We start from the raw sequence: 14,891 nt of genomic DNA on the forward strand, positions 1-14,891 counted from the left end.
GCCGCGCTCACCCCGAATGCAGATGCTCGGGCAACTAGAATCGACACCATGGCTGGACTGATTCGACAAAGTGACATCGAAGAGGTCAAGGCCCGCACAAACATTGCCGACATCATCGGCGACTATGTGAGCCTGAAGTCTGCCGGCGTTGGATCGATGAAGGGGCTGTGCCCCTTTCACGACGAACGCAGCCCCAGTTTTCATGTGCGCCCACAGGTCGGTTTTTACCACTGTTTCGGCTGCGGCGAATCCGGCGACGTCTACTCCTTCTTGCAGAAGATGGATCATGTGAGCTTCAGCGAGGCCGTCGAACGGCTGGCCGCCCGCGTGGGCTTGCAGCTGCACTATGAAGACGGCCAGGGCGCGCCGGATCACACCAACCGGGCCCGGCTCTATGCGGCGAACCAGGCCGCAGCCGACTTCTTTGTGGCACAGCTCGGCAGCCCTGGCGCGGAGGTTGGTCGCCAGTTTCTCGGAGAGCGCGGGTTCGATTCGGCAGCCGCCGATCGATTCGGCATCGGCTTCGCGCCGAAGAGCTGGGACGAGCTGACCAACCACCTCAAGGGCAAGGGCTTCAGCGTCGATGAGCTCACGCTCTCAGGCCTTGTCTCGAGCGGGGATCGCGGCATCTACGATCGGTTTCGGGGCCGTTTGGTCTGGCCGATCCGCGACATCACCGGACAGACCATCGGCTTCGGCGCGCGCAAGCTGCTCGACGACGACAAGGGTCCCAAATACCTGAACACGCCCGAAACACCGATCTACCACAAGGCACAGGTGCTCTATGGCCTCGACCTGGCCAAGCGTGACATTTCGCGCAGCCATCAGGTGGTCGTGGTCGAAGGCTACACCGACGTAATGGCGTGCCACTTGGCCGGCATCACCACGGCCGTCGCCACGTGCGGAACCTCGTTCGGCGTCGATCACATCAAGGTGTTGCGCCGGGTACTCGGCGATGACAGTGGCATCGGCGAGGTCGTCTTCACGTTCGATCCGGATGCGGCGGGTCAGAAGGCCGCCGTGCGTGCGTTCGGCGAGGAGCAGCGCTTCGCCGCTCAAACCTTCGTCGCCGTGGCGCCCGAGGGCTTCGACCCGTGCGACCTGCGTCTGAAACGTGGCGACGACGCCGTGCGCCGATTGATCGACTCAAAGAAGCCGATGTTTGAGTTCATGATTCGACAGGTGCTCAGTCAATATAATCTCGACACCGTCGAGGGCCGCAGCTCTGCGTTGCGCGCCGCGGCGCCGGTGGTCGGCAGCATCCGTGACCCGTCCCTGCGACCGGGCTATACGCGCGAGCTGGCCCGCATGCTCGGCCTCGACATGCCTGAGGTGCAGCGTGCTGTGGCGCAGGCCCAGTCACAGGCGCAGTCCAAGGCCAAGAATGAGGGCGCTCAGCCGCCGCCGCGCCGGTACGATGACACGCCTGCCGAGCCGGTGGTCGAAGCGCCATTTTCGATGGTCGAGCTTCCGAATGACCCCGCCACGCGGCTGGAACGTGACGCCCTGATGGCGATGGTGCAGTTACCGGCCCAGATCGGCGCTGACGTGATCAACCGTGCCGTACAGGCGACGATCGTGCACCCCTCGCTCGCCGTGGTGCGTGATGCGATTGCGGTCAACCTGCAGTACTCGGCCGACAGCGACTGGCTCGACCGGATCGTCGCCGACGTGCCGGAATCCCTCGGCAACCTCGTGAAGGAGCTCGCCGTCGCACCGCTGCCCGAGCGCACCGAGCGCGACCTCACCCGGTACGTGAAAGACATTGCGGTGTCGTTGATCGACCGCGATCTGTTGCGTCAGAAGGCTGAGCTGCTCGGTCGTCTCCAGCGCACGGATGCCACCGATCGCGAGGTTTTCGTCGCCGTGCAACGTGAGCTGGTGCGCGTCGAGGCCGAGCGGCGCAACCTGCGCGAAGAGTAGTCCGGCTGGCGCAAGCCATGCAATCACCGCTCATTTCACGCAGGTTTTGCGCGAAATTGAGAGTGTTCGCGCTCGAAGTGATTGTTGCGGCTCGGTAAAGAAGTGCCGTTTTGCTGACAAGCCGAGTGCTTTCTGTGCTATTTCTATCTCTACAGCACTGCAGCTGTCGAGGCTTTTCGCGGCGCTGCATGAGACCTCGACAGAAAGTAGTTTCGGATGAGATCCGCACCCACACACGGCACTCGCGTCTTTGCTGCCGCGGCGACAATCGCCGCGGCAGCCCTCGTGCTCTCCGCCTGCGCAGGAGGAGACAAGGGAGGGTCGACGGATGCCGCGGGTGGGGTGATGCTCATCGGCACGACCGACAAGGTCACCGCACTCGATCCCGCCGGCTCCTATGACAACGGCTCCTTCGGTGTGATGAACCAGGTGTTCCCATTCCTCATGAACACCCCATACGGCAGCCCCGATGTGAAGCCTGACATTGCAGTCTCGGCAGAGTTCACCGCACCGACCGAGTTCACGGTAACGCTGAAGCCCGACCTGACGTTCGTCAACGGCCACAAGCTCACCTCGTCCGACGTGAAGTTCAGCTTCGACCGTCAGATGAAGATCAACGATGTGAACGGGCCCGCCTCTTTGCTCTCAAATCTCGAGAGCGTCGACGCGAAAGACGACACCACGGTTGTCTTCAACCTCAAGGCGGCCAACGACCAGACATTCGCACAGGTGCTCTCAAGCCCGGTCGGTCCGATCGTCGACGAAGAGGTCTTCTCGGCCGATGCTCTGACGCCGGATAAAGACATCGTCGACGGCCACGCTTTCGCCGGCCAGTACGACATCACGAGCTATGACTTCAACAACCTGATCGCCTACAAGGCCAACCCGAATTATCAGGGTCTTCTCGGTAAGCCGAAGAGCGATGTCGTCAACGTGAAGTACTACGCGGATGCATCGAACCTCAAGCTTGACGTGCAGGAAGGCGCGATCGACGTGGCCTGGCGTTCGCTGTCGGCTACCGACATCGACAGCCTGCGCGGCAACGACAAGGTGAAGGTGGTTGATGGGCCCGGTGGCGAGATCCGCTACATCGTCTTCAACTTCAACACGCAGCCATACGGTGCGACGACCGCCGAGGCCGACGCCGGCAAGGCCCTCGCTGTGCGTGAGGCCGCAGCCGACCTCATCGACCGTGAAGAGATCGCGTCCCAGGTCTACAAGGGCACGTTCACCCCGCTGTACTCCTATGTTCCCGCTGGTCTGACCGGTGCCACGGAGTCGTTGAAACCGCTCTACGGCGATGGCAACGGCGGCCCCGACGCCGCTAAGGCCAAGGCCACACTCGAGGCTGCCGGCGTCACGACCCCGGTGGTGCTCAACCTGCAGTACAGCAACGACCACTACGGCCCGTCATCGGGTGACGAGTATGCCCTGGTCAAAGACCAGCTGGAATCCACCGGCCTGTTCACCGTGAACTTGCAGACCACCGAGTGGGTGCAGTACTCGAAGGACCGTTCCGCCGACGTGTACCCGGCGTACCAGTTGGGCTGGTTCCCGGACTACTCCGACGCCGACAACTACCTGTCGCCGTTCTTCCTCACGAAGAACTTCCTGGCCAACCACTACGACAATTCGGCTGTCAACGACCTGATCCTCAAGCAGGCCGTTACCCCTGATGCGGGCGAGCGCACCGGCATGATCGAAAAGATCCAAGACGCGGTTGCCGCAGATCTGTCGACCCTGCCGCTGCTGCAGGGCGCTCAGGTTGCCGTCACCGGCGCGAACGTGACCGGCACCGAAACAACGCTCGACGCGTCGTTCAAGTTCCGTTACGCCGCACTCGCGAAGGGCTAGAAAATCACGCTGCGGGCTCACCGTCCCGCTTGAACACCCGGGGGCATCTCGTCTAATCGGACGGGGTGCCCCCGTCGCCCGTGCAACCGTTAGGCAACCATGACCACTGTGGCTACGACGCCCTCCGTCACCCCCGACTCGATCGGTATCCGTCAGAAGAAGCCCTCAGGGGGAGGGATCTGGCGGTATATCGTCGTTCGCTTTCTGCTGATCTTCCCGACCATATTCATTCTCGTCTCGATGGTCTTCTGGCTGATGCGTACGACGGGAGACCCGATCACCGCGGCGTTGGGGGGCCGGCTGAGTTCCGACCAGCTCGCAGTGCGCATCCACGAGGCCGGCTATGACCGGCCCATCCTGGTGCAATATTTCGAATATCTCGGCCAGATCTTCACCGGCAACTTCGGAACGACCATCAGCACCAACCAGCCGGTCAGCCAGGTGCTGCTCACCTACGGTGCCGCCACGCTTGAGCTGGCGTTCTATGCCCTCATCGTTGCCTTCATCGTCGGTATCCCACTCGGCATGGCCGCCGCCTACTGGCGCGACAAGGCGACGGATGCGACTCTGCGCGTGTTCGCGATCCTGTGTTATGCAACACCGGTGTTCTTTGCCGGCCTGCTGCTCAAGCTGATCTTCTCGGTCTGGCTGGGTATTCTTCCGGTCAACGGCCGGGCGACGACCCGCACCGAGTTGACGCTGCAGATGCTGCCGAACAAGACCAACATCTATCTGATCGACGCGTTTCAGAGTGGCGACCCGGCAATTATCGGCGATGTGTTGGTGCACGCGGTGCTGCCCGGTCTGACCCTCGGCCTGCTCACAGCTGGCGTCTTTCTTCGATTGGTGCGCACGAACGTCATCGGCACGCTCGGCACTGACTATGTCGACGCTGCGCGCTCGCGCGGCGTGAACGAATTTCGTCTGGTGCGCAAACACGCCTACCGACCGGCACTCATCCCCATCATCACCGTGATCGGGCTGCAGATTGCGCTGCTTCTCGGCGGTGCCGTGCTCACCGAGACGACGTTTGAGTGGAAGGGCCTCGGATTCATGCTCGCCGAGTTCCTGAAGTCGCGTGACTTCGTGGCCGTGCAGGGCATTGTGGCCCTGCTCGCCGTCATCGTCGCCCTGTCCAACTTCATCGTTGACATCATTGCCGCGATCATCGACCCGCGAGTGAGGTACTGATCATGACCGTGACATCCGTTCCCGCGACCGGCGCCGCACTCGTGCCCGGTAAAGAGCCCTTCTGGCACCGACTGCCCGTCATCCGACAGGTCAGGCAGAGCATGGGGTTGCAACGCGGCATCCTCGTGGTTGGCCTCGTCATCACCGGGGTTTTCGTGCTCACGGCGCTGTTCGCGCCCGTTCTCGCACCGTACGGTTTTGCTCAACTACGCGGGCCTGACGGCCTGTTCGGTGCCCAAGTGCCGCCAGGCCCGGAGCATCTGCTCGGCACGACCGTCGGCGGCTATGACGTGCTGTCACGGGTGATCTGGGGTGCCCGTACCGCGCTTTTGGTGATCATTGTGGCGGTTACCCTGTCGATCTTTGCGGGCGTCATGCTCGGGCTGGTTTCAGGTTACTTCGGGGGCTGGCTCGATCGCGTGCTCGTTGTCGTCTGCGACGCCGTCTACGCATTCCCGTCGCTGCTGCTCGCGATCGTGATGTCGATCGCGATTTCAGGTGGAAAGTCAGATCTGTGGGGTGGCATCTTTGCCGCGGCGATCTCGATTACCGTCGTTTACATTCCGCAGTACTTTCGGGTGATTCGTGCCGAAACCGTACGCATCAAATCCGAGGCCTTCGTCGAGTCTGCCCGGGTGCTGGGTGCCAGCAACAGCCGGATCATGTTCCGCCACGTGCTGCGCAACGCCACCCGCACCCTGCCGCTCATCTTCACCCTCAACGCCTCCGAGGCCATCCTCACCCTGGCCGGACTCGGCTTCCTCGGCTTCGGCATCGAGCCGTCCTCGGCCGCGGAATGGGGGTACGACCTGAACAAGGCGGTCTCGGATGTCACGAGCGGGATCTGGTGGACGGCCCTTTTCCCTGGCCTCGCGATCGTGCTCGTCGTGTTGGGAATCACGCTGGTGGGTGAGAGCATGAACGACCTTGCCGACCCGCGTCTGCGCGGACGGCGCCGGGTGGCGAAGTCGTCCGGGCTGGTCGCCGAGACCTCGGTTGTGCCCGGCGGCTCACTCGACGATGTGCTCGATATCGAGGCGCTCGAACCGGTACAACACTCAGACGACGATGGATATGAGGCACGACCGTGACCGACACTGCGACTAATTCGGTGAGGAGCGCCGACGGCGCCCCGCGGGCGGACATCGTGACGATCACCGACCTGGATGTCTCGTTTTCGACGGATGCCGGCGCGGTGAAAGCCGTGGACGGGGTCAGCCTGAGTGTGGCGCCGGGAGAGGTGCTGGCCATCGTGGGTGAGAGTGGGAGCGGCAAGACCGTGACCGCCAAGACCCTGCTGGGATTGTTGCCCGACACCGCGATCGCGAGCGGCGCCGTGATTCTGCGCAGCAAGGACGGATCGAACGAGAACGATGTGCTCTCGGTTAGCGGTGCCACACTGCGTGCGCTGCGGGGCAGCGACGTGTCGATGGTGTTCCAGGAGCCGTCCACCTCGCTCAACCCGGTCTATACCGTCGGTTGGCAGATTATGGAGGGGATCAGGGCGCACGGCACGTTCTCCCGCGCCGAGGCCAAGCAGAAGGCGATCGAGATTCTCGGCCGAGTCGGAATCCCGAACCCCGAGGAACGCGTCAACTATTACCCGCACCAGTTCTCGGGCGGGCAAAAGCAGCGCATCATCATCGCCATGGCCCTGGTTCTCGACCCCGGCCTGATCGTGGCCGACGAACCGACCACAGCCCTGGATGTCACGGTGCAGGCCGAGATTCTCGACCTGTTGCGCCGCTGCCGCGACGAGTTCGGCACCGCCATCGTGCTCATCACCCACAACATGGGTGTCGTGGCCGACCTCGCCGACCGAGTCGCCGTGATGTACCAGGGAAAAGTGGTCGAAGAAGCCGACGCGCAGACACTGTTCAGTAACCCGCAGGCCGACTACACCAAGCGGCTGCTGGCATCCGTTCCCCACGTGGGACAGGGCATCGTTCGGGCTCAGGCCCGGGCCGACGCCCGCCCGGCGGGTTGGGCGGAACAGGCGCCCGTTGTCGTAGCCGATAATCTCCGGATCGAGTACCCCGGACGGTTCGGTAAGACCGGCTTCACCGCCGTCGACGGCATCAGCTTCAGCATTCGTCCCGGCGAGGTGCTCGGTCTGGTCGGCGAGAGCGGTTCGGGAAAGACAACGACCGGGCGCGCGATCGCCGGCCTGACCCGGGTGACCGGGGGCTCGTTGCAGGTGCTCGGCCACGAGATGAACGGGTTCAGAGAGCGCAGATTTCGGGGATTACGTTCCCAAATCGGATTCGTCTTTCAAGACCCGGCATCGAGCTTCAACCCACTTTTGACCATCGCCGACTGCGTGGCAGAACCGCTTGTCGTGCACGGCCGGGCACCCAACCCGGCTGCGGCGCGGGCACGCGTGAACGAGTTGCTCGAAGCCGTTCAGCTCCCACGCGCCTACGGCGACCGATTCCCGCACGAACTCAGTGGTGGACAGCGCCAACGTGCCAGCCTCGCCCGGGCACTGGCCCTTGAGCCTGCACTTCTGATCGCCGATGAACCGACATCCGCTCTCGACGTGTCGGTGCAGGCTCGAGTGCTCGAACTCTTCGCCGAACTGCAGAGAGAGTTCGGCTTCGCCGCACTGTTCATCAGCCACGACCTCGCGGTCGTCGATATTCTGGCCGACCGCATCGCCGTTCTCTACCGCGGCAAGATCGTTGAAGAGGGCACCGGCGCCGAGGTTCTCGGAGCACCGAAAGACCTTTACACGCAGCGCCTGCTGGCTTCATTGCCGGTTCCTGATCCGGCTCAACAGGCCCTTCGCAGAGAGGGGCTTCGGCGGTTGCGTGCGGCAGGATAGAGGGATGACCCGCGGCACAACCTCAGCCTTTCCGATCTCGACGAGTGATCTGACCATCGAGTATCCGCCGCATGGCGCCAGTGGAGCATTCGTGGCGGTGCACGGCCTCACGCTCAAGCTGGCGCCCGGCGAGGTTCTGGGTCTACTGGGTGAGAGCGGATCGGGCAAAAGCACGCTGGCCCGGGTGCTCTCCGGTGCCGCGTTCAGCAGCGATTCTGGCGATGTTCGCCCGCAGATCACCGGAGGAGAGGCCACGGTTCTCGGCTTCCCGCTGCGGCGCATCGGGCGGAGTAAGCTCAACCGGCTCACCTTTGGTGTGGGCTTACTCGCGCAGGATGCCGCCGACACGCTGCCGTCGACGATGACGGTCACCGAGATCGTCGCCGAGCCCGTTCTTGCTCGCGACCGGCGCTACAACCGCACGGCGCTGGCCACCCAGGTTGCCACGATGATCGACGCCGTTCGGTTGCCGCTGGCCGTGCTCGATTCCTTTCCCTACCAACTGAGCAGCGGGCAACGCCAGCGTGTCGCCCTGGCCCGGGCGCTCGTCTGCGGGCCGGAACTGTTGATCGCCGACGAGCCGACGGCGGGCGTGGATGTGACGGTGCGCGACGCCGTCATCGATCTCATCAGCGAGTTGCAGCGGGAACGCGCGTTTTCGGCTCTTGTGATCAGCCATGACCTGGCCGTGCTCCGCCGCGTCGCAAACCGGATCGCGGTCATGCATCAGGGCGTGCTTGTCGGTCTCGGAACGATCGACGAGGTCTTCGACAACCCGTGGCATCCGTATGTCGCAGATATGGCCCGAGCATTGGCGGCTGGAACCGCGGGAAGCACGCAGCAGGTGGAAGCCAGCAGGGTTGAGACGAGTGATGATGAGGAACTCGACGATGAGGAGCTCGACGATGTCGACCCGGCCTGAGACCGTCGCTCGGCCGACCCCGAAGCCACAGAAGCGCTCACCGAAGGCCACCCTGTGACGGAATCGTGCGCGCCGCAACACCGGGCCGTGCTGGCACCAGACCTGGCACCAGGTCTGGCGCCTGATCTTCACGGGCGCAGACCTGAGCCCGGCCCGATCAGTGTGCTGCCACGGTCAGAGGATGCCTTCGCTGCGGCCGTCGAGGCTGCGGGAGGTACTCTCGTGCCGCTGTCAACTGGCACCCGCGGCCTGATCTGGCTGTCGTCAGAGCGGGCGGGGGAACTGAACGGCGTTCTCGCCGCGAACCCCCAGATCGGATGGGTGCAGCTGCCGTGGGCAGGCGTTGACGCGTTCACCAGCATCCTCGACGCTCCGGCGAATCGGCATGTGCTCTGGACGAGCGCGAAGGGTGCCTACGCGCAGCCCGTCGCCGAACATGCCCTGGCGCTCATCCTCGCGACGTTGCGCGTCTTACCGCGCCGTGCGCGCGCTACGAGCTGGGACGATGTGCCGGCCGGGCGCTCACTCTACGGGCGTCGTGTCGTCATCGTCGGTGCGGGCGGGATCGCGCTCGAGCTACTCAGGTTGTTGGAGCCGTTCGGCGTGCACACCACAATCGTGCGGCGGAGCGCCCAGCCGGTGAGGCGTGCCGATCGGACAGTGACCGCAGCCGCCCTGGTGGAGGTACTGCCCGACGCCGAAGTGCTGGTCATCGCAGCAGCGCTCACGGGGGAGACCCGGCACCTGATCGGGGCGGACGAGTTGGCCGTGCTCGGAGCGGATGCCGTCGTGGTGAATATCGCCCGGGGTGGCCTCATCGACACCGACGCGCTCGTTGCTGCCTTGGCCGCGGGCACCATCGCCGGTGCCGCGCTCGACGTGACGGATCCCGAGCCGCTGCCCGACGGACATCCGCTCTGGACGGAGCCTCGCTGCCTGATCACACCACACATGGCGGACACGCCCGAGATGACCACCGCGCTCTTGGCGGAGCGAATTCGCGTCAATGTGCGTGCTTTCCTTGAAAACTCGCGGTTCGTCGGCGTCGTTGACCCTCGCGCAGGCTACTGATGGGCGCGTCGGATTTGGTGATCCGCCAACCTTTGATAAAGTAGCAACGCTGCTCAAGCAGTATTCCTCGATAGCTCAATTGGCAGAGCAGCCGGCTGTTAACCGGCAGGTTGTTGGTTCGAGTCCAACTCGGGGAGCGAAAGGCCACCAAGGGCTCCACCCCTGGTGGTCTTTTTTGCTTCCTCCCCTCCTCGGGCACGTGTCATGTCGCCTGTATAAAGTTTTTGCCCCGTTTGGGGGTCTGTGGAACGAGGCCGCGTTTTCGTAGCCTTGAGCGAAGAATATTCATTCTTGGTCCAGGTATGTGTGGGTTGCTCGCGTTCCGTGTTTGTGTGCGCCGTTTCCTTTCTTGAGAAAGTGCGTAATGCCCCGTCTAGCTACTTCTGTGTCAATTTTGTCAGCGTGGGCGAAGGCTGGATCGTTGGTGGCGGGCGTCGGCATCGTCGCTGCCCTCGTGCTGGTGCCGCAACCGGCAACAGCCGAACCGGCGCCGTCGACGGGACCGACCGCTGGTGGGACCACGGTCAGCGGCACTCTGCCGGCAGGACTGCAATTCAGCCGCGTCGTCAGCGGTGGCTCGTCGGCGTACGGGCTGGGCGCGGATGACCGCTGGTATGCCTGGGGAGACAACACCTTTTATCAGCTCGGCGACGGCAGCGGGGCACATCAGTCAAACCCGGTGCGAGTGAGGACGCCTGCCACGGTGACCGATCCTCACTTCACGTACACCACGCTCGCCGTCGGAAACGGATTTATGTTCGGGCTGGGATCTGACGCTCAGTGGTACGCCTGGGGGAGCAACTCCAGCGGACAGCTCGGCATCGGCAGTAATGGGCAACCGCTCTTCCCGACGAAAGTGAAGACTCCGGCCACGGTGACCGATCCCGACTTCACGTTCACGAAGATCACGATCGGTGTCGACTCGGCGTTCGGGTTGGGGACGGATGGCCACTGGTATGCCTGGGGATACAACTATCAAGGGAAGCTCGGAGACGGCACGGAAGCAAACCAGTCCGCCCCCGCGCTGGTGCGCACGCCGGGAGCGGATGCCAGTTTCAGATTCACGGACATCATCGGGGGAAACGACTCGACATTCGGCTTGGGGTCGGATGGCCGCTGGTATGCCTGGGGGAACAACAACCTCGGCCAGCTCGGTGACGGCAGTGTCACGAAGCGGACAACCCCGGTGCGGGTGCGCACGCCTACCGGCGTGACCGATCCCGCCTTCACCTTCACCAAGATCACCCCCAACGGACTCTCAATCTTCGGGCTGGGGTCGAACGGACTGTGGTACTCCTGGGGGTACAACGGAGTGGGGACGCTCGGTGACGGCAGCGTCGTGTCGCGGTCGAGCCCAGTGCGCGTGCGCACGCCCGGCACCGTGACCGACCCCGCCTTCACGTTCGTAGACATCTTCGGTAACAGCAATGTGACCTTCGGGTTGGGGTCCAACGGCCTCTGGTATGCCTGGGGGGTCAACACGTACGGTCAGCTCGGCGATGGCAGCACGACGAATCGCTCGGTCCCGGTGCAGGTGAGCGCTCCCGGCACGGTGACGGATCCCGACTTCACGTTCACGAAGGTCATTACAAGCTTTTCATCGACGTTCGGATTGGGTTCGGACGGAACCTGGTACTCCTGGGGGTACAACAACATTGGGACGCTCGGTGACGGCAGCAAAACGAGTCGATCGATCGCGGTGCGGGTGAGTGCCCCGGCCACGGTGTCGGACCCCGCATTCGCCTTCACCGAGATTGCCGTGGGCGCCTACTTCGCGATGGGGCTGGGGTCGGACGGCCAGCGGTACGCGTGGGGGCTCAACAGCAACTCGCAGCTCGGCGATGGTTCCAAGGTAGACCGGTCGACCGCGGTGCAATCGCCGCAGCCCGCGAAGGTGACAGCGGTATCGTTCGCCGGCACTGCAGGCACCGGGCTGTCACAGGTTTCGGGTCAGTGGTCGGTGGTTACTCCGGCCGCCCCGACCGGAGTGTGTGGCCCGGTTGACGTTGTGGTCACCCGGACCGAGCTCGGAAAGACACTGAAGACCATAGTTGCAGGTGGCTTCGTCTATGGCGCGGCCCCTCTGGTGACGGTGCAGCCGGTGTCGGCGTCGATCGTCTCGGGAGGCAGCTATTCCGCCAGTGTGCAGGCGAGCGGCGATCCGACCCCCACAATCGAATGGTTCCAGCAGAACGGTGACGGTACGTGGAGCCCGACCGCGGTGGCGACCGGCGCAACTCTGACCGCAGTGGGGCTGACGGCGGCGACGTCGTACCGCGCCGCAGTGACGAACTGCCTGACGGGAGCGGATGCGGTGTTCTCCGACACGGTCACGGCAACGGTGCAGGCCGCGCCTAGCCTCAGCGGCGGCACGGCCACGATCAAGGCCGGAGCACGCCAGATGTTTGCCGCGAACCCGGTCACGACCGGCAGCATCCGCTCGGCCGAGATCACGAGCGCACCCGATTCCGGCCAGGCGACCGTCACCATCGGTGGGGACGTGACGTTCACCGCAGCGCCGGCCGACGCAACCACACCGACGTCGACGGTGGCGTTTACCGTCACCATGACCGACAACCTCGGCCAGACGGGCCAAGCGCACTACACGGTCACCGTCACCAACCAGGCGGTGACAGTCGAGACCGGCAGCCTGCTCCCCGGGAAGAAGCAGTCAGTGACCGGGACGGGCTTCGCCCCCGGTGAGTCGGTCACGGCAGTGATGGATGCCGATGCGGGTTCCGGGTCAGTCACGCTCGGAACCGCGGACGCCGATGCGCATGGAGCTGTCACGTTTGAATGGGTCATTCCGGCCGGTACCAGTGCGGGCACGCACGCTGTCACTCTCACCGGGGCGACCTCGGGGCAGGCCCGCGTTGAGTTCATCGTGTCGTCTCCGACACCGACGTCCACACCCACGCCGACCCCCAGCCCAGTATCGACGCCCACGCCCATGCCCAGCCGGCCTGAGACGCCGCTCGCTGCGACCGGCACGGCCTCGCTCGGCGGAGGCCTCCTGGGCGCGACGCTGCTGGTGGCAGCCGGAGTACTCGCCCTGGGTATTCGGAGTCGACGCCGCAGCCAGCGCTAGTCGCGTCGTCGCGACCGTCCGGTCTGCCCGTGGGGGGACACGCACGACAGAGCCATGCCCGTATAGTTGTAGTTTTCCCGCGTACGGCACACGTCGGCGCACGAAAGGCGATTCGGTTGGATCTCTGGCTCATCATCAGCGTTGCCCTCGCGGCACTTGCCGTACTCTTTCTTGTTCTGTGGATCGTTGCCGTCGCGAAGAGCCGTCGCACGCGATTCGACCGTACAGCGGCCGAGCGCGTGCGCATCGAGCTTGAGCTTTCGCTGGCCGAGCAGCAGGGCCGACTCGGCATCATCCGTGAGCTGCAGGACATCGCGGTGCTTTCCATCTCACGACTCATCACTCGCGCCGAAGGTGCCAGGTACACCGCCGAGAGCGACCCGTCGACCGCTGTGCGCGCAGTCACGGCCGTGGCCGACGACGGCCGTGACGCCCTCGCGGACATGCGCCGCGTGCTGACCATCGCCCGGGAGGGCGAATCGGTGGCGACACAAGGCCCCGGATTGCAGGCCGCCCGTGACCTTTTTCGGGTCATGCGTGACGCCGGACTGGTCGTCAGCTACACCGAGACCGGGCAGGGCTTCCCGCTCAAGCCGGGCGCCGAACTCGCGATCTTCCGCATCCTGCAGGGAGCCCTCGCCAATACGCTCAAACACGGCGGCGTGGGCACTGAGGCTCGAATCGCGTTCACCTGGACCCACGACGGTCTGCAGATGCTCATCGACGACGACGGCATCCGTGCTGCAGCGCGTCGCGAAAGTGCCAATGCCGACGAGTTTGCCGCACGCACCAGCTACTCGATCGACGATGACTTGAAGGCGCTCAGCGAGAACATCGCGGGCGCCGGCCTCACTCAGATGCGGGAACGGGCGCAGCTGTTTGGCGGAGTGTTCAACGCCGGAACCGTTCCTGGAGTCGGCTTCACCGTCTCTGCCGTGTTCCCGGGGTTGCGTTTTCACAACGGTGTTCACGGCGTCGACCTCGACCGCAGTTGATCGACCACAGCCACTGATCATGCAGGGTGAAGGCCTGAATCGCAGGCTTGCGCTTCGGGCCGCCCTGGCGGTGGGTGTGGCTACCGCTGCGTATGGTGTCTCATTCGGGGCGTTGGCCGTCGCTGCCGGACTGACCGTCTGGCAGACCTGCTTTCTGAGCCTGGTGCTGTTCTCCGGGGGTTCGCAGTTCGCGCTCGTCGGGGTTCTCGCGTCGGGCGGGTTGGCTGCCGGCCCGTCAGCGATCACCGCCGCGCTACTGCTCGGTACGCGCAATGCGATCTACGGCATGCGAATTTCTCCGATCGTTGGAAGCGGCCGGTGGAAGCGCCTCGCGGCCGCCTGGATCACCATTGACGAGTCGACGGCGGTCGCACTCGCCCAGCCAACACCGCTCAGCCGCGCCATTGGCTTTTGGGTGACCGGCCTGACGGTGTTCGTCGGCTGGAACCTCACCACGCTCGCTGGTGCCTTGATCGGCGATGCACTCGGCGACACCAGTAGGTACGGGTTGGATGCGGCCGCTGCTGCCGCGTTCGTCGGCTTGCTCTGGCCGCGCCTGAAGCGCCGTCAGCCGATCGCCGTCGCCATCGTGGCGGCCGTCGTGGCTGCACTGCTCACACCGGTGCTGATGCCGGGCTTGCCGATGTTGGCCGCCGCGGTGGTGGCCGTGCTTGTGGGCTGGTTCAATTGGTTCGGCAACACGGAGGATCCACTGTGACTCTGTGGCAGATCATCATTCTCGCGTCGATCGGCTGTCTGCTGATCAAACAGGCCGGCTATCTCGTGCCGCCGTCCCTTCTGAAGAAGCCGGCCCCGGCCCGCATCGCAGACCTGCTGACTGTGGCATTGCTCGCCGCGCTGATCGCCATCCAGACGCTCGGCGCGGGCGAGTCACTTGTGCTTGACGCGCGGGTTCCGGCTGTTCTTGTCGCGGTTGCGCTCTTCGCCCTGAGGGTGCCGTTTATTGTGGTCATCGTCGTGGCCGCCGGGGTCGCAGCGGCCCTCAGAGCATTCGCCTGACGA

The 14,891-nt window shown here is 64.4% G+C and carries 11 protein-coding genes and 1 tRNA gene; all 12 read left to right on the forward strand.

Annotated features, from left to right (window positions below; all coding sequences use genetic code 11):
* The first annotated feature begins 48 nt into the window (after positions 1-48).
* Positions 49-1,923, forward strand: a complete 1,875-nt coding sequence (gene dnaG / locus HNR05_RS03355; protein ID WP_179577742.1) for a DNA primase — start codon at positions 49-51, stop codon at positions 1,921-1,923.
* A gap of 216 nt (positions 1,924-2,139) precedes the next feature.
* Positions 2,140-3,777, forward strand: coding sequence for an ABC transporter substrate-binding protein (locus HNR05_RS03360; RefSeq protein WP_179577743.1), 1,638 nt, complete (start codon positions 2,140-2,142; stop codon positions 3,775-3,777).
* Between the two features lie 99 nt (positions 3,778-3,876).
* Positions 3,877-4,968: an ABC transporter permease gene (locus HNR05_RS03365; RefSeq protein ID WP_179577744.1), complete on the forward strand. Its 1,092-nt coding sequence runs from the start codon at positions 3,877-3,879 to the stop codon at positions 4,966-4,968.
* A gap of 2 nt (positions 4,969-4,970) precedes the next feature.
* Complete coding sequence (locus HNR05_RS03370) at positions 4,971-6,059, forward strand: ABC transporter permease (RefSeq protein ID WP_179577745.1); 1,089 nt, start codon at positions 4,971-4,973, stop codon at positions 6,057-6,059.
* A 20-nt stretch (positions 6,060-6,079) separates the two neighbouring features.
* Positions 6,080-7,792, forward strand: a complete 1,713-nt coding sequence (locus HNR05_RS03375) for a dipeptide ABC transporter ATP-binding protein (RefSeq protein ID WP_179580515.1) — start codon at positions 6,080-6,082, stop codon at positions 7,790-7,792.
* Between the two features lie 4 nt (positions 7,793-7,796).
* Positions 7,797-8,714, forward strand: a complete 918-nt coding sequence (locus HNR05_RS03380; protein ID WP_179577746.1) for an ATP-binding cassette domain-containing protein — start codon at positions 7,797-7,799, stop codon at positions 8,712-8,714.
* Positions 8,715-8,816: 102 nt separating this feature from the next.
* The gene (locus HNR05_RS03385; protein WP_246318485.1) at positions 8,817-9,785 is read left to right on the forward strand and encodes a D-isomer specific 2-hydroxyacid dehydrogenase family protein; all 969 of its coding nucleotides are present in this window, start codon (positions 8,817-8,819) and stop codon (positions 9,783-9,785) included.
* A gap of 64 nt (positions 9,786-9,849) precedes the next feature.
* Positions 9,850-9,922: transfer RNA gene (locus tag HNR05_RS03390), tRNA-Asn, on the forward strand.
* 248 nt (positions 9,923-10,170) lie between these two features.
* Entirely contained in the window at positions 10,171-12,873 is a 2,703-nt protein-coding gene (locus tag HNR05_RS03395) for a DUF8696 domain-containing protein (RefSeq protein WP_179577747.1), read from the forward strand.
* 116 nt (positions 12,874-12,989) lie between these two features.
* Positions 12,990-13,868, forward strand: coding sequence for a sensor histidine kinase (locus tag HNR05_RS03400; protein ID WP_179577748.1), 879 nt, complete (start codon positions 12,990-12,992; stop codon positions 13,866-13,868).
* Between the two features lie 19 nt (positions 13,869-13,887).
* Positions 13,888-14,586 carry an AzlC family ABC transporter permease gene (locus HNR05_RS03405; RefSeq protein ID WP_179577749.1) on the forward strand — a complete coding sequence of 233 codons (699 nt, stop codon included), beginning with the start codon at positions 13,888-13,890 and terminating at the stop codon, positions 14,584-14,586.
* Positions 14,583-14,888 carry an AzlD domain-containing protein gene (locus HNR05_RS03410; protein WP_179577750.1) on the forward strand — a complete coding sequence of 102 codons (306 nt, stop codon included), beginning with the start codon at positions 14,583-14,585 and terminating at the stop codon, positions 14,886-14,888. The genes HNR05_RS03405 and HNR05_RS03410 overlap by 4 nt, the downstream gene beginning before the upstream one ends.
* Positions 14,889-14,891: the final 3 nt, after the last annotated feature.

Source organism: Leifsonia psychrotolerans, from assembly GCF_013410665.1.
Taxonomy (GTDB): domain Bacteria; phylum Actinomycetota; class Actinomycetes; order Actinomycetales; family Microbacteriaceae; genus Cryobacterium; species Cryobacterium psychrotolerans_A.